Annotated in this window: 19 protein-coding genes; 5 read left to right on the top strand and 14 right to left on the bottom strand. The window is 73.1% G+C overall.

The window, feature by feature from the left end; all coding sequences use genetic code 11:
• Positions 1–17: 17 nt before the first annotated feature.
• Complete coding sequence (locus Pen02_RS38615) at positions 18–440, bottom strand: PPOX class F420-dependent oxidoreductase (RefSeq protein WP_203871164.1); 423 nt, start codon at positions 438–440, stop codon at positions 18–20.
• Between the two features lie 157 nt (positions 441–597).
• Between Pen02_RS38615 and Pen02_RS38610 the strand changes: the two genes are divergently transcribed.
• The 3 genes from Pen02_RS38610 (at position 598) to Pen02_RS38600 (ending at position 3,426) form a co-directional block, all read left to right on the top strand.
• Entirely contained in the window at positions 598–867 is a 270-nt protein-coding gene (locus Pen02_RS38610) for a DUF6343 family protein (RefSeq protein WP_203871163.1), read from the top strand.
• A 64-nt stretch (positions 868–931) separates the two neighbouring features.
• Positions 932–2,347, top strand: a complete 1,416-nt coding sequence (locus Pen02_RS38605; protein WP_203871162.1) for an NADP-dependent succinic semialdehyde dehydrogenase — start codon at positions 932–934, stop codon at positions 2,345–2,347.
• Between the two features lie 101 nt (positions 2,348–2,448).
• Positions 2,449–3,426, top strand: a complete 978-nt coding sequence (locus tag Pen02_RS38600) for a TIGR03885 family FMN-dependent LLM class oxidoreductase (RefSeq protein WP_203871161.1) — start codon at positions 2,449–2,451, stop codon at positions 3,424–3,426.
• 33 nt (positions 3,427–3,459) lie between these two features.
• Here the strand turns inward: Pen02_RS38600 and Pen02_RS38595 are convergent, their stop codons facing one another.
• Entirely contained in the window at positions 3,460–4,059 is a 600-nt protein-coding gene (locus Pen02_RS38595; protein WP_239141964.1) for a GNAT family N-acetyltransferase, read from the bottom strand.
• A 194-nt stretch (positions 4,060–4,253) separates the two neighbouring features.
• Between Pen02_RS38595 and Pen02_RS38590 the strand changes: the two genes are divergently transcribed.
• Complete coding sequence (locus Pen02_RS38590) at positions 4,254–5,678, top strand: Nramp family divalent metal transporter (RefSeq protein WP_203871159.1); 1,425 nt, start codon at positions 4,254–4,256, stop codon at positions 5,676–5,678.
• Between the two features lie 70 nt (positions 5,679–5,748).
• Here Pen02_RS38590 and Pen02_RS38585 read toward each other — a convergent pair whose 3' ends face one another.
• Entirely contained in the window at positions 5,749–8,838 is a 3,090-nt protein-coding gene (locus Pen02_RS38585; protein WP_239141963.1) for a glycoside hydrolase family 9 protein, read from the bottom strand.
• Positions 8,839–9,145: 307 nt separating this feature from the next.
• On the opposite strand from Pen02_RS38585, the gene Pen02_RS38580 reads away from it, so the two are divergent.
• On the top strand, positions 9,146–9,874 hold the full coding sequence (locus tag Pen02_RS38580) for a PP2C family protein-serine/threonine phosphatase (protein WP_203871157.1): 729 nt from the start codon (positions 9,146–9,148) through the stop codon (positions 9,872–9,874).
• A gap of 183 nt (positions 9,875–10,057) precedes the next feature.
• On the opposite strand, the gene hrpB is transcribed toward Pen02_RS38580, so the two are convergent.
• The 11 genes from hrpB to Pen02_RS38525 all read right to left on the bottom strand — a co-directional run bounded on the left by hrpB (position 10,058) and on the right by Pen02_RS38525 (position 18,127).
• Positions 10,058–12,586 (bottom strand): ATP-dependent helicase HrpB, encoded by a 2,529-nt coding sequence (gene hrpB, locus Pen02_RS38575; RefSeq protein ID WP_239141962.1) that lies wholly within the window; start codon positions 12,584–12,586, stop codon positions 10,058–10,060.
• A gap of 68 nt (positions 12,587–12,654) precedes the next feature.
• Positions 12,655–12,951: a gas vesicle protein K gene (locus tag Pen02_RS38570; RefSeq protein WP_239141961.1), complete on the bottom strand. Its 297-nt coding sequence runs from the start codon at positions 12,949–12,951 to the stop codon at positions 12,655–12,657.
• Positions 12,945–13,151, bottom strand: a complete 207-nt coding sequence (locus Pen02_RS38565) for a gas vesicle protein (protein WP_203871156.1) — start codon at positions 13,149–13,151, stop codon at positions 12,945–12,947. The genes Pen02_RS38570 and Pen02_RS38565 overlap by 7 nt, the downstream gene beginning before the upstream one ends.
• The gene (locus Pen02_RS38560; RefSeq protein ID WP_203871155.1) at positions 13,148–14,080 is read right to left on the bottom strand and encodes a GvpL/GvpF family gas vesicle protein; all 933 of its coding nucleotides are present in this window, start codon (positions 14,078–14,080) and stop codon (positions 13,148–13,150) included. Before Pen02_RS38560 ends, Pen02_RS38565 begins: the two co-directional genes overlap by 4 nt.
• Positions 14,077–14,415 (bottom strand): gas vesicle protein, encoded by a 339-nt coding sequence (locus Pen02_RS42885; protein WP_239141960.1) that lies wholly within the window; start codon positions 14,413–14,415, stop codon positions 14,077–14,079. The genes Pen02_RS38560 and Pen02_RS42885 overlap by 4 nt, the downstream gene beginning before the upstream one ends.
• A gap of 5 nt (positions 14,416–14,420) precedes the next feature.
• Complete coding sequence (gvpO, locus tag Pen02_RS38550) at positions 14,421–14,930, bottom strand: gas vesicle protein GvpO (protein ID WP_203871154.1); 510 nt, start codon at positions 14,928–14,930, stop codon at positions 14,421–14,423.
• 1 nt (position 14,931) lies between these two features.
• Positions 14,932–15,192: a gas vesicle protein GvpG gene (locus Pen02_RS38545; protein ID WP_203871153.1), complete on the bottom strand. Its 261-nt coding sequence runs from the start codon at positions 15,190–15,192 to the stop codon at positions 14,932–14,934.
• A complete protein-coding gene (locus Pen02_RS38540) occupies positions 15,189–15,971 on the bottom strand; it encodes a GvpL/GvpF family gas vesicle protein (protein ID WP_203871152.1) in 783 nt (260 codons plus the stop codon). Before Pen02_RS38540 ends, Pen02_RS38545 begins: the two co-directional genes overlap by 4 nt.
• Before the next feature lies 1 nt (position 15,972).
• Positions 15,973–16,356 carry a gas vesicle protein GvpJ gene (gvpJ, locus tag Pen02_RS43275; protein ID WP_203871151.1) on the bottom strand — a complete coding sequence of 128 codons (384 nt, stop codon included), beginning with the start codon at positions 16,354–16,356 and terminating at the stop codon, positions 15,973–15,975.
• A complete protein-coding gene (locus Pen02_RS38530; protein WP_203871150.1) occupies positions 16,353–17,411 on the bottom strand; it encodes an SRPBCC family protein in 1,059 nt (352 codons plus the stop codon). The genes gvpJ and Pen02_RS38530 overlap by 4 nt, the downstream gene beginning before the upstream one ends.
• Positions 17,408–18,127, bottom strand: a complete 720-nt coding sequence (locus tag Pen02_RS38525; RefSeq protein WP_203871149.1) for a hypothetical protein — start codon at positions 18,125–18,127, stop codon at positions 17,408–17,410. Before Pen02_RS38525 ends, Pen02_RS38530 begins: the two co-directional genes overlap by 4 nt.
• Positions 18,128–18,807 lie beyond the last annotated feature (680 nt).

The following is an 18,807-nucleotide window of genomic DNA, read 5'->3' as shown; positions in this document are numbered from 1 at the left end:
GGACGGCGGACGACCGGTCAGCGTGCCGGCTGCGGCTGGCCGTCGGTGACCGCGACGAAGCTTTCCGGCCGGATGGTGACCACCACCCGGTACGGCGCGTCGTGGATGTCGTAGACGTTGTCGTACCGCTCCTGGAGCGAGCGGTAGAACGAGGCCACCTCGTCGTCGTCCTCGATCTTCTCCACCACGCCCCGCACCTCCAGGAACCGGTACGGGTCGTCGGGGTCGGCGATCGAGAGCGCGACCCGGGGATCGCGCTGGACGTTGCGGAACTTCTGCCGGCGCTTGGTGTGGGTCATCCTGATCCGCCCGCCGTCCCAGGCGAACCACATCACGTTGCTCTGCGGGCCGCCGTCGGGGCGGGTGGTCGCCAGGTGCGCGTAGAGCGGGCGGGTCAACAGGTCGGCGTGGCTGGGCGGGGGAGTCGGACCGGTCGTCATGCACCCGTTTATACCCACCCGGCCCATCCGTTCATACCCACCCGAAGGGTGAATACCCCGTCGCCGCGCGGGGCCGGCCACCCCGACCGGGTGCGAGCGGTCGGGCCAGGGCCGGCCGGTCAGGTTAGTCGGGACCCATACCGGGTAGTTCGGCGAAATGGCCGCGAGATCGCAGCCCCGAGGGGCGAAAGGGACGGTTGGCCACCCGTACAGCGCACTCAACCTGCGCCTGGTGCTGGCCTCGTTCGGTCTGGTGATCTGTGTGGGGCTCGGCGTGCTGGCGGTGTGGGCCGGCCTCGTGGTGCTCGCGGTGGTCCTCGGCATCCTCGCCGTGGCCGCCGTGGTGGACCTGGTGGTGGTGCAGCGCCGCCGGGCCGCGCGGCGCCGGGAGGAGCCGCCGGGCACCAGGCACTCGATGTTCGAGTGACGCCGGTCGTCGTGCGCCGGCCGCCGACAGCCACGAGTACCCGCCGACATCCAGGGAGTACGACATGTCGATCGCCACCATCGACCCGACCACCGGCCAGGTGCGCAAGACCTTCGACGAGATGACGGACGAGCAACTGGAGGCGGCGCTCGCCCGGGCGGCGGCCGGTTTCGACGCGTTGCGGACCACCTCCTTCGCCGAGCGGGCCCGGTGGATGAACACCGTGGCGGACCTGCTGGAGGTCGAGTGCGACGGCGTGGCCCGGACGATGACCGCGGAGATGGGCAAGACGTACGCGTCGGCCAAAGCCGAGGTGGCCAAGTGCGCGGCGGCCTGCCGCTACTACGCGGCGCACGCCGAGCGGTTCCTCGCCGACGAGCCCGCCGACGCCGGTTCGATCGGCGCGACCTCGGCGTACGGCCGCTACCACCCGATGGGCCCGGTGCTGGCGGTGATGCCGTGGAACTTCCCGCTCTGGCAGGTGCTGCGGTTCGCCGCGCCGGCCCTGATGGCCGGCAACGCGGGGCTGCTCAAGCACGCCTCGAACGTGCCGCAGACGGCGCTCTACCTGGACGAGTTGTTCCGCCGGGCGGGGTTCCCGGCCGGTGCGTTCCAGACCCTGATGATCGGCTCCGAGCGGATCGAGCGGGTGCTGGCCGATCCCCGGGTCCGGGCGGCGACGCTGACCGGCAGCGAGGGTGCCGGCCGGGCGGTCGCGGCGGCGGCCGGCCGCAACATCAAGAAGACCGTGCTGGAACTCGGCGGCAGCGACCCGTTCGTGGTGATGCCCTCGGCCGACGTGGCCCGGGCCGCCGAGGTGGCGACCGTGGCCCGCTGCCAGAACAACGGTCAGTCCTGCATCGCGGCGAAGCGGTTCATCGTGCACACCGAGGTCTACGACGAGTTCGCCGACGCGTTCGTGGCCCGGATGGCCGCGCTGCGGATCGGCGACCCGATGGACGACGACACCGACATCGGCCCGCTGGCCACCGAGCGGGGCCGGGCCGAGGTCGCCGAGCAGGTCGGGGACGCCGTGGCAAAGGGGGCCAGGGTGCTCTGCGGCGGAGAGGTGCCGGACCGGCCCGGCTGGTGGTACCCGCCGACCGTCGTCACCGACCTGACCCCGCAGATGCGGATGTACGCCGACGAGGTCTTCGGTCCGGTCGCCGGGCTCTACCGGGTGGACTCGTACGAGGAGGCGATCGAGGTGGCGAACGGCACCGACTACGGACTCGGTGCCAACGCCTGGACCCGGGACCCGGACGAGCAGCAGCGGTTCGTCGCCGACCTGGACGCCGGAATGGTGTTCGTGAACGGGATGACCACCTCCTATCCGGAGTTGCCGTTCGGCGGTGTCGGCAACTCCGGGTACGGACGCGAACTGTCGGCGCAGGGCATCCGGGAGTTCTGCAACCTTCGGGCGGTCTGGATCGGTGCGGGGGCGTCGGACGGGCCGGGGGCGGGGTCGCACAGCGAGTAGCACACCGGCAGCAGCGTTCGATCCGCCCCGCATCTTCCGAAACGGATTCATCGGCGTAACCGGGTGTGCGGGCGGGGGCCGGCAGGGTACGGGAGACGGCCATGACGGTCTTCGGTCTCCACGCCTCGCACGAGCAGATCCATCCCGCCGAGTTGCTCCGGGCCGTGGTCCGGGCCCAGGAGGCGGGCTTCGATGCGGCGATGTCCTCGGACCACTTCTCGCCGTGGAGTTCCCGGCAGGGGCAGTCGGGGTTCGCCTGGTCCTGGCTGGGTGCCGCGCTCCAGGCCACGACGCTCCCGTTCGGTGTCGTCAACGCGCCCGGGCAGCGGTACCACCCGGCGATCGTGGCGCAGGCGATCGGCACGCTCGCCGCGATGTACCCCGGCCGGTTCTGGGCGGCGCTGGGCACCGGGGAGGCGAGCAACGAGCACGTCACCGGGGACGGCTGGCCGCGTAAGGAGGTCCGTACCGCCCGGCTGCGGGAGTGCGTCGACGTGATCCGGGCGCTGCTGGCCGGCGAGGAGGTCAGCCACGACGGACTGGTCACCGTGGACCGGGCCCGGCTGTGGACCCGGCCCGAGGAGCCGCCCGCGCTGGTCGGTGCGGCGGTGTCCGAGGCGACCGCCCGGTGGTGCGCCGAGTGGGCGGACGGGCTGATCACGGTGAACGCGCCGGTGGACCGGCTGCGCCGGATGGTCGACGCCTACCGGGACGCGGGCGGCCGGGGCAAGCTGCATCTCCAGGTGCACCTGAGCTGGGCGCCCGATCCGGCGGAGGCGGCCCGGATCGCGTACGACCAGTGGCGCAGCAACGTCTTCGCCCCGCCGGTCTGTTGGGACCTGGAGATGACCGACCACTTCGACGTCGTCTCCGAGGCAGTGTCGCCGGAACGGGTCGCCGAGGTGGTCAACGTCTCGGCCGACCTGGGCCGGCACACGGCGCTGCTGCGCGAGTACGCCGACCTCGGGTTCGACGAGATCTACCTGCACCACGTGGGGCAGCACCAGGACGCCTTCGTCGACACCTTCGGGGCGAAGGTGCTACCCGAGCTGCGGACGGGCGGCCCGGGACAGGGCTGACCGGTGCCCGGGGCAGGTCCCGCCCGTACGGGCTCAGTCCGCGCCCGGCCCGGGGCGGGTCGAGTCGTCGGCGGGGCGGCTCAGCCGGCGTTCGAGCACCTGGCCCGGCCACTGCCGGTCCGCCAGCGGCACGGTGAACGGTTCCGTGACGGTGAAGCCCTGGCTCTCGTAGTAGCGGATCAGGGCGCCGTCGTCGCCCGCGTAACAGTCCACCCGGAGCAGGTCGACACCGGCGGCCCGGGCGAGGTCCTCGGCGTACTCGAGCAGTCGGGCGCCGATCCGCCTGCCGGCCTGGGCCCGGTCGGTGACCAGCAGGTTGACGTACAACTCGGGTTCTGTCGCGGGCGGGACGTGTGGCACGGCCGTGCCCACGACGATCGCCCCGACCGGTCGGCCGGCGAGTTCGGCGAGGTAGAGGGCGCCGTCGGCGGCCCAGCGCCGGACCTGGGCGATCCGGCGCGGGTTGCCGGAGTGCGGGGTGCTGCCCCACTGGCCGGTACGCCCGCGCTCCACCAGCCAACGGGTCGCGCCGTCGAGCAGGGCGAGTACGGCGGCGACGTCGCCCGCCCCGCCCGGCCGGACGACAAGCTGATCCGCCGACCCCGTCCCGCCCTCTCCGTGCGGTCCGTCCACGGCGCCGGTGGATGTCGCGGCGCGGGCGTCGCGCTGTTCAGGTCGAAAAGGACTCGTTGGCACAACGTCCATGTTGGCAGAAGATCTATTTACCACTACCACTGCGAACCGATCTCGCATCCGGCTCCGGTGACCGGAGACATCCGGGCGGAGTCCCGCTCACCCGGCCGGTGCCCGTCCCCTGGAGGTCATCGATGACGCAGTCCGCCGCCGACCGCTTCCCGACGAAACACCTGCCCGGCGTCGCCGTGCGGGACCTACCGCCGCCGCCCCGGTCGGCCTGGTCGATCATCGGGCCGGGGGTGATCGCGGCCGGGGTCGGCCTGGCGTCCGGTGAGTTCATCCTCTTCCCCTACATCGCCTCGCAGGTGGGGCTGGTGTTCCTCTGGGCCGCCGCGATCGGCATCGTCACCCAGTGGTTCCTGAACATGGAGATCGAGCGCTACACGCTGGCCACCGGGGAGACGGCGCTGACCGGCTTCTCGCGGTTCTGGCGGCACTGGGGGCTGGTCTTCGCGGTCATGGTCTACTTCGCCAACCTCTGGCCGGGCTGGGCGTCGAGTTCGGCCACCATGCTGACGTACCTCTTCGGCGGCGACGCCACCTGGATCGCGATCGGCCTGCTGCTGCTGATCGGCGCGACGCTCACCCTGGCCCCGGTGGTCTACACCGCGCTGGAACGGGTCGAGTTCGTCAAGGTCGGCCTGGTGCTGCTCTTCATCGTCGTGGCGGTGGTCTTCGCCATCTCGGCCCGGGCCTGGGGCGACCTGCCGACCGCGGTGACCGCGCCGGAGTTCCCCACCGAACTCGGCTTCGCGTTGATGCTCTCCGCGCTGGTCTTCGCCGGAGCCGGCGGCGGGCAGAACCTGGTGCAGTCCAACTGGATCCGGGACAAGGGCTACGGCATGGGCGCGTACGTGCCCCGGCTGGTCAGCCCGGTCACCGGTCGGGAGGAGGCGGCCCCGGACAGCCGTGGTTTCGTCTTCGAGCCGACCGAGGAGAACCTGGCCCGCTGGCGGCGCTGGTGGCGGCTGGCGAACCGGGAACAGGCGGTCACCTTCGTACTGATCACCTTCGTCACCATCGTGCTGACCTCGCTGCTGGCGTACTCCACCGTGTACGGCGTACCGGGGCTGGCGAACAGCGTCTCGTTCCTCCAGGTGGAGGGGGAGCGGCTGAAGGAGATCGTCGGGCCGTGGTTCGGCACGTTGTTCTGGGTGATCGGCGCACTGTCGCTGTTCGCCGCCGCGATGGGCATCGTCGACTACACCAGCCGGCTCGCCGCCGACGTGGTCAAGACGTCGTACCTGCCCCGGCTCTCCGAGAGCCGGATCTACTTCGTACTGGTCTGGGGGCTGGTCGGGCTCGGCTGCGCCATCCTGCTCGCCGGCTTCGACCAGCCGCTGATCCTGCTGGTCATCTCGGCCTGCGTCGGCGGGCTGATGATGTTCTTCTACTCGATCCTGCTGCTGGTGCTCAACCGTCGGGTGCTGCCGGTGCAGATCCGGCCCCGGGCGTACCGGGTGGTCGCGCTGGTCTGGTCGGTGCTGCTGTTCGGGGTCTTCTCCGCGCTGACCGTCTGGCAGCAGGGCGACCGGCTGCTTGACTGGCTGCGCTGACCCGGCACCGACCCGGGACGGCCGGGCCCCCGCGCGTCGCCGTACGCGCGGGGGCCCGGCCGGGCGGTGCTCAGGTGCAGGGCACCCCGTTGACCGTGAACAGTGTCGGGTTCGGGTTCGGGCCACCGGCGGTGGTGGCGTTGAAGCCGAACATCTGACTGCTGCCCGGCATGATCCGCGAGTTGTACGACTCGTTCCGCGCCGTCACCCGGGCACCCGCCTGGGTCACCTTCGCCATCCACGCCTCCCGGACCTTCTGGTCGCCGTTGAACGCGAAGCTCAGCGTCCAGCCGTTGATCGGTGCGGTACCGGTGTTGGTGATGGTGGCCTGACCGGTGAAGCCGCCGCCCTCGGCCCAGGTGCCGAAGTTGACGTACGTCACCCGGCAGCCGGAGCCGGCCGGCACGGTGGTGCTGCCGCCCTGGTCGGCCAGGAACGAGGCGATCCAGGCCAGTGCCGAGTTCCAGTTGATCGCCACCTCGTTGGTGGCGTACGAGGCGATGTCGTCGACGTAGCAGAACTGCGGTGCGCAGCCCTCCAGCAACTGCTCGGCGAACGGGTCGTCGAGGCTGGCGTTCGCGCCACCGGCGATCGAGCCGGCCGGCGGGTTCGGCAGCGACTCGTCGTACTGGTTGCCGAAGATCCGGCTGTGCTGGTTCTCCGACGCGTTCTCGCCCCACCCGGTCACGTACGACTGGTTCAGCGCGTTGCGGCCGAAGATGTAGTCCATCCCCTGCACGGCGCCGTCCCGGTACCTGGCCTGTCCGGTCAGGTCGAAGGCGGTGGCCAGGACGACCGCGTTGTTGATGATGTTGCTGTTGGCGCCCCAGAAGTAGCTGTTCGGGGTGCCCGGCATCGGCAGCCCGTACGCCTGGCCCTGGGCCGTGGTCAGGTAACGGTCGGCGGCGGCCACCACCGAGGCGCGGATCCGGTCCCGCTCGGTCGTGGAGAGGCCGCTCGGCACGGTGGCCAGGTCGAGCCGGCCGAGCGCGGCGGTGCTGCCCCAGCCGAAGCCGTGCGCGGCGAAGACCTCGTCGTCGGTGTGGTGCGGCGACGCGGTCAGGTCGGCGAGGTACGACGCACCGCCGGTGCTCAGGTACAGCTCGGCGGCGGCCCAGTAGAACTCGTCGGTGACGTTGCCGTCGCTGTAGGAGCCGCCGCCGTTGCCGTCGTTCGGGTCGGCGTACCGGGTCGGGTTGGCCTTGGCCGCCGCGTACGCGGCGGTCGCCGCAGTCCGGCAGCGGTCGGCGAACGCCGGGTCGTACGGGGCGTAGAGCCGGGCGCACTGCGCGGCGGTGGCGGCCAGGTTGAGCGTCGCCGCCGTGGACGGTGGGTGCAGTTCGCGCAGTTCCGGGTCGTCCTCGGGTTGCAGGGGCAGCCCGGTCCAGTTCCGGTCGTGCATCTTGTGGTGCGCCATCCCGGCCAGCGGTTTGCCGGCCGGCACCTGCATCCGGAGCAGGAACTCCAGCTCCCAGCGGGCCTCGTCGAGGATGTCCGGCACCGAGTTGCCGCGCTCCGGCACCCGCAGCGTGCTGTCGCCGAGCGCCGCGCCGCCACCGGCGGTGGGCGCGGTCTTGGTCCGTTCGAAGGCGTTCAGCAACTGGTAGGTGGCGATGCCGCCGTTCACCACGTATTTGCCGTGGTCACCGGCGTCGTACCAGCCGCCCCGGGCGTCGAGGCGGTAGTCGCAGACCCCGGGCTGGCACGGTACGTCGGTGTCGCCCCGGTTCGGCGCCACCCCGAGGTGCCCGGCCGGCCGGGCGTACTCCGCGCCGACCAGACTGCCGTCGATCGCGATGCCGCTGCGCTGGACGTAGAAGAACTGGAGCGAGTCGGAGCGGAGCTGCTTCCAGACGTCGGCCGAGATGTCGAACGGGTGGCTGGTCTCGCCGTCGGCGGTCAGCGTGTAGCCGCTGCCCGCAGTGCGGTAGCCGGAGAAGTCCACGCCGTGCACGTTCTGCGCCGAGGACCGGTCGACGCCGCGCGGGGTGCTCTGCCCACTGGCCACCACCGCGCCCGCCGCCGACCTGAGCTGCCAGCCGAGCGGCGTGGTCGCCTCGGTGACGACGGTGGCGTTCTTCGGCCCCGCCGGCAGGTAGCCGACCTGGTTCACCCGGACCCGTGGCCCGGTGTCCGGCACGTACGGCGGCTCCTCCTCGCCGCCCAGCAGCGACGCGTTGTCCAGACAGAACGTGTACGCCGTGGCGTTGCCACCGACCTGGAACGCGAGCTGGGCGGCCTCGGTGTCGGCGGTGGCGGTGAAGGTCCGTTCGACGTGCTGCGCCTCGGCGCCGAAGGTGATGTCCTCGGCGAAGTACGTGGTGTACGGGTCGACGCCGAGCTGCACCGCGACCCGTACGGTGGCGCCGGGGCTGGCCGAGGCGTCGAAGGAGAGCGTGTACGACTCGCCGTTGATCAGGGCCACGTCGTTCTGTCCGACGCCGCCGTCCCACGGGTTGGCCATCCCGCCCGGTACGGCGGAGCAGAGCCGGCCGTCGGTGACCCCGGTCGAGGTGGTGCCGTAGGAGTACCAGCCGGAGGTGCCGTCGTCGAAGTCGCCGTTGGTCAACTGTTCGGCACCGCCGGGCGGCGGCCCGGTGTCGGCGTCACTGGTCAGCGAGACGTCGTCCAGGCAGAACGTGTACGCCTCGGCGGCGCCGCCGAGCTGGAAGGTGAGGGTGCCGTTGGTCGAGTCGAGGGTGCCGGTGAACTCGTACCCGAACTCCTCGGCGGTGGCGTCGAGCGCGACGTCCCGGGACAGCACCGTGGTGTACGGGTCCTCGTTGAGCTGGACGTTCGCCTTGACGGTGACGGGTGCGCTGGCCGAGGCGCGGAAACTCAGCGCGTAGCCGGCGTCGTCGACCAGCGGAATGGTGTTGTGGCCGAGGCTGGCGTCCCAGGGGTTGGCCAGCCCGCCGGGAACCTCGGTGCAGAGCTGGCCGTCGACCACGGCGAGGCTGAGGTTGGCCGAGGCCCACCACGGGGCGGTGCTGTCGGTGAAGGTGCCGTTGACGATGTGTTCGGTGACCGCGCGGGTGCCGGCGGAGCCGTCGGGCCGGGCCTGCACGCCGGTGGCCGAACCGGTGATCAGCAGGGCGGCGGTGGCGAGCAGGGTGACCGCGCGGGCGGGCCGGCGGTGGCGGTGGCGGGGTCGGAGCACGGGGGATCCCTTCCGATGGGCGTGCCGCCGGGCCCCCGACCACTCGGGTTCGCGGCGGTGGGATCGGGAGCAGCCGGTGGGAGCGCTCCCAACTCCGTGCCGATGTTGCCAGCCCGTTTCTGGCATGTCAATCGACCGGCCTGGATAGAATTCGCCGCCATTGGTCGGCGGCAGGCCGGCTACCGGCGTCGGAACGGCTCGCGTTTCGTGATCACCGTATTCACGTACGGTAAATTTCGACCGCCACTCCGGGCGGGTGGTGATCTACTGCAAGCTTTTCGGCCGGGTTTTTGGCAGGCTGCCTGCCATGAGCCTGAAGCTGCGATCCGTGGCGGTGAGCGACCGGGGCCTGATCCGGGGCGCGAACCAGGATTCCGTGCACGCCGGACCCTGGCTGCTCGCCGTGGCGGACGGCATGGGCGGGATGGCCGCCGGGGACCTGGCCAGTGCCCTCGCCATCGAGGCGATCCGGCCACTGGACGTGGAGACCCCGGAGGAGGGGCTGGTCGCGGCGTTGCAGGGCGCGGTGGACACGGCGAGCGCGGGCATCCGCGCCGCGATCACCGAGGACCCGGAGCGGCAGGGCATGGGCACCACCCTCACCGCGCTGCTGCTGGCCCGTACCGGCACCTGCCTCGCCCTGGCCCACGTCGGCGACTCCCGGGCGTACCTGCTGCGCGGCGGCACGATGACCCAGCTCACCCGGGACGACACCTTCGTGCAGATGCTCGTCGACGAGGGGGTGATCAGCCCGGAGGAGGCGCACAGCCATCCCCGCCGGGCGGTGGTCACCCGGGCGTTGCAGGGCGAGCCGGTCACCCCCACGTACACCACCGTGGTGCCCGAGGCGGGCGACCGGTGGCTGCTGTGCAGCGACGGGCTGTCCAACGTGGTCCGACCGGACAGCCTGGTCGAGGCGCTGCTCGGCTATCCGGACCCGGCCGGCTGCGCCCAGCGGCTGGTCGACCTGGCCCTGCGGGCCGGCGGCCCGGACAACATCACCGTCGTGGTCGCGGACATCATCGACGGCGCCTGACCGCAGCCCCGCCAGCCTTCCCGGGTACGCCCCGACGTCGGCGGCTGCCGGAGCGGGCCGGACACGGCATGGCGCCGACCCGCCGCTGCTTGAGTGGGCGGGACACGGCATGGTGCCGACGCGCCGACCGGCTGTGTACCGCTGATCGGGTCGTCATGCCCGGGCTGGACGGTCCGCCGGCCGCTACTTCCGGCGGGGCTGTAGCCGGCGGGTCGGCTCCGCCTCGGTCGGGTCCACCGGCCAGGGGTGCCAGGGATACCGGCCGCGCAACTCGGCGCGTACCTGCGGATAGCCGGTCTGCCAGAACGAGCCGAGATCCCGGGTCACCGCGACGGGCCGGCCGGCCGGGGAGAGCAGGTGCAGCAGCACCGGTACCCGCCCGTCGGCGATCCGGGGCACCTCCCGCCAGCCGAACGTCTCCTGCAACTTGACCGCCAGCACTGGTGCGGCCGGATCGGAGTAGTCGACCCGTACGCGGGACCCGCTCGGCACCGCCAGCCGCTCCGGAGCCAACTCGTCCAGCCGGGCCGCCTCGCGCCAGGGCAGCAACCGGCGGAGCGCGGCCGACACGTCGATCCGGGCCAGGTCGGCCCGGCGTCGTGCGCCGGCCAGCTCCGGGCCGAGCCACTCCTCGGCCCGGTCGAGCAGTGCCGCGTCGGTCATCTCCGGCCAGTCGCCACCGAGCGCCTGCCGGAGGAAAGCCAGCCGGGCCCGTAGCTCCCGGGCCCCCGCCGTCCAGGTCAGCAGGTCGAGCCCGACCTGTCGCAGCCCGTCGCGCAGCGCGGCGGCGACCCGGGCCGGATCCGGCCGGGCCAGCGGGCGGTCCAGCAGGACGATGGCGCCCAGCCGCTCCACCTCCCGGGCCACCACGTCCTCGCCGGACCAGGCGATCTGCCGCTCGCGCCGAAGCAGCGCCGCGCCGGCCTCCCGCGCGGTGGCCTCGTCGACCACCGCCGCCTGCCGGATCGCCGCACCACGCCGCCCCGGCGCCCGGTCGGCGACCGCGATCGCCAGCCACTCCGCCCCGGCCAGCGGGGAGCCCGCCGGCAGGTCCGCGGCGGTCCCGCCGGCCATCAGGTACGTCTCGGCGCCGTCCTGCCGGACCCGGGCCAGCCGTTCGGGGTACGCCAGGCCGACCAGTAACCCGGCAGCCAGGTCGTCCGGCAACGCCGGTCCGCCCCGTCCACCGTCGCGCCCGGCGGACGGTGGAAACTCGTCGAGGGCGGACCGCAGCCGGCCCACCTCCGCCCGCCAGCGCGTGCCGGCGGGGTCCGTACCGGAGCGGAGCCGGCGCCAGGTGGCGACCAGATCGTCGCCGGAAGCGGACTCGGCGAGCACCGCGACCACCTCGGCCGCCCGAGCCGGGCCGACCGTGCCGGCACCGTCCAGCAGGGCCCGGGCCAGCCGGGGATGGGCGCCGACCGCCGCCATCGCCCGGCCCCGCCCGGTCACCTGGCCGTCCGGCCCGATCGCGCCGAGCGCGTCGAGGGTGCTCCGGGCCACCTGCATCGCCGCCGCCGGAGGCGGGTCCGGCAGCGCCAGGCCGGTACCGTCCGGCCGCCCCCAGCAGGCGAGGTGCAGCGCGAACGCGGTCAGGTCGGCGACCGCGATCTCCGGCTCGGGCTGCGCCGGCAGTCGGTCGTGCTCGGCAACGGACCAGCACCGGTAGACCCGGCCCGGTGCCTCCCGTCCGGCCCGACCGGCCCGCTGGGTCGCCGCCGCCCGGGACACCGGCACCGTCACCAGCGCGCCGAGTCCCCGCGCCAGGTCGGTCCGGGCCACCCGGCTCAGCCCGGCGTCGACCACCACCCGTACCCCGGGCACGGTCAGGCTGGTCTCCGCCACTGCGGTGGCCAGGACGATCCGGCGCCGACCGGTGGTCGGCCGGAGCGCGGCGTCCTGCTCGGTGCTGGACTGCCGACCGTGCAGGCGTACCAGGTCGGTGTCGGCGGGGAGCCCGGTCAGCCGGCCGGCGACACCGTTGACCTCGCCGGCACCGGGGAGGAAGACGAGCAGGTCACCGTCCTGATCGGCGAGGGCCCGGCGTACGGTCGCCGCCACGTGGTCGAGCAGCCGGGGATCCACCCGCAGCCCGTGCGGCGGCTCCACCGGGCGGGGCGGCGGAGCCCACACCACGTCGACCGGAAACGCCCGACCCTCGGCGCGGAGCACCGGGGCCGGCTCCGCCGTCGTACCGAGCAGGATGCCGAGCCGCTCCTCCTGTGCGGTGGCGGACATCGCCAACAGGCGCAGGTCGGGGCGGAGCGCCGCGCGGGCCTCGATGGCGAACGCCAGGGCCAGATCGGCGTCGAGGTGCCGCTCGTGGGCCTCGTCGAGGAGTACCGCGTCGACGCCGGGCAACTCCGGATCGTGCTGGAGCCGCTGTACGAGCAGACCGGTGGTGACCACCTCGATCCGGGTACGGGCACCGGTCCGGCGCTCACCGCGCACCGCGTACCCGACGGTCCCGCCGACCCGCTCACCGACCAGTTCCGCCATCCGGCGTGCGGCGGCCCGGGCGGCGACCCGGCGCGGCTGGGCGACCACGATCCGTCCGGTCACCTGCTCGGCCAGCGCCAGCGGTACCAGGGTGGTCTTGCCGGCGCCCGGCGGCGCGACCAGCACGGCGGCGCCGGGATCCCGCATCGCCTCGGCAAGGGCCGGCAGGACGTGCCGGACCGGCAGGTCGGCGACGGAATCGGGCGGTGGCACCGGGCCAGTCTCGCACCGGTGCTGCGGTCGGTCGGCGCTGGGCGACCTCGCCGGCGCAGCGCGTCCGGTCAGTCCCGGGGCAGCAGCGGGCCGAGCGGACCGAGGTCGAGGTTGAGATCCTCCGGTGTCAGGCCGAAGTGCTCCCGCAACTCGGTCATCTGCTCGTCCAGCGCCATCAGGGTACTGCCGACCCGCTCGATCTGCTCGTCGGTCAGGTCGCCCTGGTCGATCCGACGCAGCGCCTGCCGCTCCATCAACTGCCGCAGCAGTTCCACGATGGTGAGCACCAGTCCGGCCAGGCCGCGCTCGACACCGTCGCGGTCCACCTCGACCCGACCGGGCCGGGACTGCTCCGGGCTCAGCACGGCGTACCGCCGGAGGTCGGGTCCGGCCCGGCGGCGGCGCGTACGGAGGCGAGCAGCGCTCGCAACGAGACGTACACCAGGTCCACGTCGGCGATCGACAGCACCAGGTCGCCACTGACCACCACGCCGGTGGCCAGCACCCGGTCGAGCAGGTCGACCAGGGAGACCGGCTGGCTGTCGAGCACCTCCCGCCCGCTCATCGCCGCCCCCCGTCGACACCCGCCGCCTCGACCCCGCCGCCGTCTCCGGTTCCCCCGTCCTCGGTTCCGCCGCCCCCGGTCGACTCGTCCTCGATTCCGGCGTTCCCGATTCCGGCGTTCCCGGTTTCGGCGTTCCCAGCTTCGGTGTCCTCGGTCTCGGAGTCTTCGAGACCGGCGAACGAGTACGGCGGCCACGGGCCGGTCAGCTCCAGCCGGAGCGCCGGATGCCGGGCACCCAGCACCCGGAGCAGCTCGGCGAACTCGGCGGCCCGCTCGGCCGGCAGCAGGTACGCGCCGTTGAGCACCATCGGCTCCGCCACCCCGCTCAGGCTCCGGTCCTGCGGCCGGTGTCGACGGGCCGCACCGGCCAGCCCGGCCAACGCCCCGTGTACCGCCTCGGCACCCTCCGCCGCCGCCTGCCGGGCTGCCTCGCCCGCCGCCAGCGCGGCCCGTCGGCGCCGCAGGTACGCCGCACCCGCACCACCACCGACCGGTCCGGCGGAATGCTCCGTCGCCTCGTCCGCCGACCGCACGGCGTACGCCTTGACGCCCCACTCGGCCCGGTCGGTGAGCTGGTCGAGGACGGTACGCAGCGCCACCCGCCGGTCGTGCACTCCCGCGTGCAGTGCCGGCCCGTCCCGGTAGACGGTGGCCAGCCGGGCCGGCAGGACCGGGCCGAGCCGCCAGACCGACTCGACCACCCGATGGTGCGCGGTCGCCGCCTCCTCCAGCCAGTGCAGGTCGCCGAGATTGCGGTGCAGCGCCGCCTCGGCGTACCCGTCGGGGTCCACCCGCGCGACGACCGCGACCAGGTCGCCGACCCGCACCGCCTCGACCGGCCCTCCGCCCGTCCCGGTGAGCCCGGCCAACTGCTCGGTACGGAGCTGCCGGGTCACACCGTGCAGCCAGAATGCCTGCCCGTCGCTCATCGTTCCTCCGCCGTCCGCCGACCGGTGCCTTCGGGCAGCGCCGCCGCATCCGGCCCCTCCGGCCCGGCGCCCCGCCCGACGGAGCCGCGCTGACGCCCCCCGAGGAACGGGTCGTGTTCCCACCAGTCGATCCCCATCTCCCGGGCGGTGTCGACGGAGGCGACCACCAGGCGCAGCTTGATGGTGAGCAGTTCGATGTCGAGCAGGTTCACCCGGATGTCTCCGGCGATCACCACGCCCCGGTCGAGCACCCGCTCCAGGATGTCCGCCAGGTTGCCGGTGTCGCCGGTCGCCGGCCGGCCGTGACCGTGGCCGTACGTCGGTTGTGGCAGCACGTCCGTCACCCCACTCCGGTTCCGTTGTCACCGCGACCGCGCGGATAGCGCCGGGTCCGCCGGTATCCGGTCAGCTCCCCGTCGGCGTCCAGTTCGGTCCGGTAGACGGCGAGGATGTCGGCCGAGGAGGGGATCCGGGCATCCTCGACGACCTCTACACCGACCAGCCAGCCCCGCTCGGTCCGGTCCAACGAGGTGACCCCGATGACCGGCTTGCCGATCAGGCCGGCGATCTGCCGCGCCGCGTTCCCGGCCGCGACACGAGCGGAGACCGGCTGCGGCGGGTTCCCGGCACCAGACCGCTCGTCCGCCCCGTCGTCCCCGTCGTCGTCCTCGTAGTCGTCGTCGTCCTCGTCGTCGGCATCCTCGTCCTCGTAGTCGTCGTCGATCCAGTCCTCCGCGTCGTCGTCCTGGTCGCCGCCGGTCCAGCCGTCCTCCTCGCGGTGGTCGTGCTCGTCGTCCGGGTAGCGCTCCGGCCCCCGGCGGCGGTCGGCGCGATCGGTGCGCCCGGCCATGTCAGCTCCCTTCCGATGCCGTCTCGAACGAATGTGGTCGGGTGATCAGGCGGTCGAGGATTCGTTGCTGGGCCTGATCGAGTTCCGGTCCGGAGATCTCGCCGGCCGCCGCCGCGTCGGCCAGCGCGGTCAGCTCGCGCTGCACGTTGACCGGGTCGTACAGCTCGCGGTCGGCCTGGTCGCGCAGCAGCCGGGCCAGCCCGGTGAGTCCGCGTACCGGGGCGAGTGGCAGGGAGAGCAGGATGCCCAGCACCGGCCTCACCGCCCCACGGTCACGGGGACGAAGTCCCAGGCGGCGGTCGGCCCGATGGTCCGCATCGTCGCCCAGTCCCGCCACGTCTCGGCCAGGTCCCGTACCGCGTCCGTGAACGCGGTTCGCCGGCCCCGCTCGACCAGGAACGCGACCCGGGCGGCGTCCTGCTCGTGGTGCGCCGGCAGCGGCGCGTCGGCCAGGCAGTACGGGCCGAGGGCCTCGACCAGCCGCTCGGTGTCGGCCGCCCGGTGCGCCTCCACAGCCTGGGCGACGATCTCACCGAGCCGGATCCGCAGCTCGACAGCAGCGTCCTCCGGCAGGCCCCGCAGTTGGTCGCGCAGGTCGGCGGCCTCCGGCTCCTCGGCGAGTACGCCGGCCAGCAGGGCCCGCTCGACGTACCGGGCCCGGACGACGTACTCGACCCGCCCCTCCAGCTCGGCCAGCGCGGCCTTGTACTCGTCGTGGCGCACCGCCAGCAGCTCGCTGACCGCGGTCGTACTGCCCAGCACCGTGCCGAACCGCACCGGCAGTACCGGCACGTCGCCGGTCACCGCGACGCCGTCCAGCAGCTCGCGGTACGCCAGCAGGTCCTCCGGCCGTCCCAGTCGTACGTCCAGGGGCGTCTCGCTTACCAGGGCGGCCACCTCGCCGTGTCGGATCATGCCGACCGGGCCGACCGGGTCGGACAGGCCCCGGGCCTGCGGGGTCACCTCGACGTCCGCCGGCACCAGCCCGTAGAGCAACTGTCCGGTGCCGCTGCCGGTGTCCATCGTGGACGATGTCGCCATCTCAGTCCTCCTCCTCCCGGCGACGCCGACGCGGAACCCGGTCCCGGTCCCGGCCGCCGCCGCCACCGACGATCTCGCCGAGGGCGTCCCCGGCCTTCTCCATCAGGCCGGCCTTCCCACCGGAGACGAGGTCCGGCAGACCCTTGTCCCGGCTTGCCGATAGGTCGAGCCGGTTGGTCGCCTCGGCAAACCGGAGGTAGGTGTCGACGCTGGCCACCACGACCCGGGCGTCGACGGTGAGCAGTCGGATGCCGACCAGGCTGACCGCCAGGTGGGCGTCGATGACCACACCCTTGTCCAGGATCATCCCGACCACCTCGGCCAGGTCGGAGCCGCCGCCACCACCGCCGGGTGAGCCGCCCGAACGCCGCACGATGTCCGTCATCGCCGTACCCCTCCGCTCCGTTCCGTCTTGTCAGCGCCGCTGTCAGCGCTCCGGCGTCTCGTCGTCCGCTCGGCGTTCCGGCCCGCCGAGCCGGTCCGTCCGGACTTCTCGCCCGCCGTGCCCGTCCGTCCGGCGGCCCCCTCGCCCGCCGTACCGGTCCGTCCCGCCTTCTCAGTACTCCGGCCGGCCTTCTCGGTGCTTCGGTCAGGCTTCTCGGTGCTCTCGTCCCCGTCGTCGTCGCGGACGACCTGCCCGTCCCGGATCTCACCGCGCCAGCCCCGCACCTCGTCCGGGTGCAGGATCGTCTGGGTCATCACGTGCCGCGCGAAGTGCTTCAGTTCGAGGCGTACCCGTCGGCCCTGGGCCCGCCAGAGGTTGCCGGTCCGCTCGAACAGGCCCTGCGGGTGGTACTCCAGCACCAGCAGGATCCGGGTCAGCTCGGGGGTGATCTCGTGGAAGGTCACCGCGCCGTCGACCGAACCCTTGGCGCCGGTGGACCGCCAGACGATCCGCTCGTCCGGTACCTGCTCGACCGTGCGGGACCGCCAGCTCCGGTGCGACCAGAAGACCTGCGCCTTCCAGGTCATCTCCTCGGCCGAGTTCCGCTCGACGTGCTCCACCTTCTTCATGAACCGGGGGAAGTCCTCGAACCGGGTCCACTGGTCGTACGCCACCCGCCGTGGCACGCCGACCTCGATCGACTCCACGATGTTGGTCACCTTGAGCTTCTGCTCCGCGCCCCCGCCGCTTCGACCCAGTGCCGTCCGGACCCGCTCCTTGACGGCGGCCAGCCCGGCGGCGAGTCCCGCCTTCATCGGAGAGGCCCCTTCGGCCAGCCGTCCCGCGCCGGCCTTGGCGGCTGCCCCGGCCGGGCCGCCGCGCTCGGCGTACCGGGCGAGTCGGTCGGTGGTGCCGCCGATCCGGCTGGTCGCGCCGCTGACCATGCGCTCCCCGGCGGCCCCGGCCAGGCCGCGCAGCGCCTCTACCAGCCCGTTCGAACCCGCCTGGGGTCCCTCGGCCGGCCGGGCCCGTGCCGCGCGGGTCGCCGGGCTCATCGGGCCCTCCGGCGTACCGGAGCGGCGTCGGTCGACTCCTTGCGCCGGGCCGGTTGCCGGGGCGCCGACCGGGAAGGACGCCGGTCCCTCTTCTGCCCGGCACGACGGTCCAGATCCGCGTCGTCCTCGTCGCTGTCCTCGTCCTCGTCGCTGTCGTCGTCGTCCTCGTCGGTGTCCTCGTCCTCGTCGGTGTCCTCGGCGTCGACGGCGTCCGCGTCGTCGTCCCGGAGGTCGGCGTCGACGTCCTCGTCCGCCGGCTCGTCGTCCTCGAACTCGTCCGCCTCGAACTCGTCGGGCTCCTCGTCCGCCGGCTTTGCCGGCCGGCGGCCCCGGCGGACCGTGCCGCGCAGGTCCGACGCCTTCCGGCGGACCCGCTCGGCCGGCTCGGCGGCCTCCTCCGGTGCGGTCCGCCCGGCCGCCTGCCGAAGGTCGGTCCGCTCCCGCAGGCCGGCGCTGACCGCGTCGATCCGCCGGGTCACCGCGCTGGTCGCGGCGGCCCGGGTCGCGGCGACCAGCGGCATGCCCAACTCGGCGATCCGGCTCAGTTCGGTGGAGCTGCCGAGCAGCTTCGCGCCCCGGCTGAGCAGTCGACGATCGCTGCTGAGCCGTCCGGCGGCGACCGCCCCGCCCAGTACCACCACCAGACCCAGCTTCCGACGCCGGCCGAGCAGATAGCCGACGCCGGCTCCCAGTGCGATCTGAGTCGCCTTACTCATCTCGTCATCCCCTTCGCTTTGCTTCCGCGTACGGCATCCGGTCGTCCGGATTGCGTCTAGCCGCAGCCGGTACCCGAGGCCGGCGCGAGAGGAAACGCCTTGGTTAATTGCTGTGACGCAGCCCATAGTTATTTTCGGAGGAGTGGGCGTATACCCGCCATGAGCTGCGAAGACGTCGACATGGCACAGTCCGTCCGACAGTTGCCAAGAGTCGACATCCGGGTACGGAAATGGACACGAGAGTGGTGCCGGAATTCGTTGCCCGAATCGGGGCGGAGAGGGCGGCGACCCAGTGGAAGGAAAGAGATGCTATTTCGCCCGCAGGCCCGGCCGGTCGACCCGGCCGAAGTGGACGGCATCGGGGGCGACGTCTCCGAACGGCATCGGGGGCGTCGGGTGGGGTCAGAGCCGACGGGGCGAGCGGACGCCAGATCGACGCGGGCGGGCTGACCGCGCCACAGATTGCCGCCGCGTTCCTGGTTCCGGAGTCGACGACGGTGCAAGCAGAACTGACGGTGCCCCAGAACTGACGGTGCAGCGGAGCTGGCGGTGCAGCGGGTCAGCCGGGCGAAGCAGGCGGGACGGCAGAAACACCTCCGCCCTACCCGGGGGCCGGTGCGGGGATCCCGCTCGGGCCGCCAGGTAGGGCGGAGGTGTGGTGTGCCGGTGTGCCGCGCCGG

Origin of the sequence: Plantactinospora endophytica (assembly GCF_016862915.1) — a bacterium.
In the GTDB taxonomy this organism is placed as follows: domain Bacteria; phylum Actinomycetota; class Actinomycetes; order Mycobacteriales; family Micromonosporaceae; genus Plantactinospora; species Plantactinospora endophytica.
The sequence above is the reverse complement of the archived record's forward strand: the minus strand, read 5'-3'. Positions and strand labels throughout refer to the sequence as shown.

Bases quoted from the DNA above. Each gene is read 5' to 3' on its own strand.
- Pen02_RS38615 (WP_203871164.1), bottom strand. From the start codon at position 440: ATGACGACCGGTCCGACTCCCCCGCCCAGCCACGCCGACCTGTTGACC.
- Pen02_RS38610 (WP_203871163.1), top strand. From the start codon at position 598: ATGGCCGCGAGATCGCAGCCCCGAGGGGCGAAAGGGACGGTTGGCCAC.
- Pen02_RS38605 (WP_203871162.1), top strand. From the start codon at position 932: ATGTCGATCGCCACCATCGACCCGACCACCGGCCAGGTGCGCAAGACC.
- Pen02_RS38600 (WP_203871161.1), top strand. From the start codon at position 2,449: ATGACGGTCTTCGGTCTCCACGCCTCGCACGAGCAGATCCATCCCGCC.
- Pen02_RS38590 (WP_203871159.1), top strand. From the start codon at position 4,254: ATGACGCAGTCCGCCGCCGACCGCTTCCCGACGAAACACCTGCCCGGC.
- Pen02_RS38580 (WP_203871157.1), top strand. From the start codon at position 9,146: ATGAGCCTGAAGCTGCGATCCGTGGCGGTGAGCGACCGGGGCCTGATC.
- Pen02_RS38565 (WP_203871156.1), bottom strand. From the start codon at position 13,151: ATGAGCGGGCGGGAGGTGCTCGACAGCCAGCCGGTCTCCCTGGTCGAC.
- Pen02_RS38560 (WP_203871155.1), bottom strand. From the start codon at position 14,080: ATGAGCGACGGGCAGGCATTCTGGCTGCACGGTGTGACCCGGCAGCTC.
- gvpO (WP_203871154.1), bottom strand. From the start codon at position 14,930: ATGGCCGGGCGCACCGATCGCGCCGACCGCCGCCGGGGGCCGGAGCGC.
- Pen02_RS38540 (WP_203871152.1), bottom strand. From the start codon at position 15,971: ATGGCGACATCGTCCACGATGGACACCGGCAGCGGCACCGGACAGTTG.
- gvpJ (WP_203871151.1), bottom strand. From the start codon at position 16,356: ATGACGGACATCGTGCGGCGTTCGGGCGGCTCACCCGGCGGTGGTGGC.
- Pen02_RS38530 (WP_203871150.1), bottom strand. From the start codon at position 17,411: ATGAGCCCGGCGACCCGCGCGGCACGGGCCCGGCCGGCCGAGGGACCC.
- Pen02_RS38525 (WP_203871149.1), bottom strand. From the start codon at position 18,127: ATGAGTAAGGCGACTCAGATCGCACTGGGAGCCGGCGTCGGCTATCTG.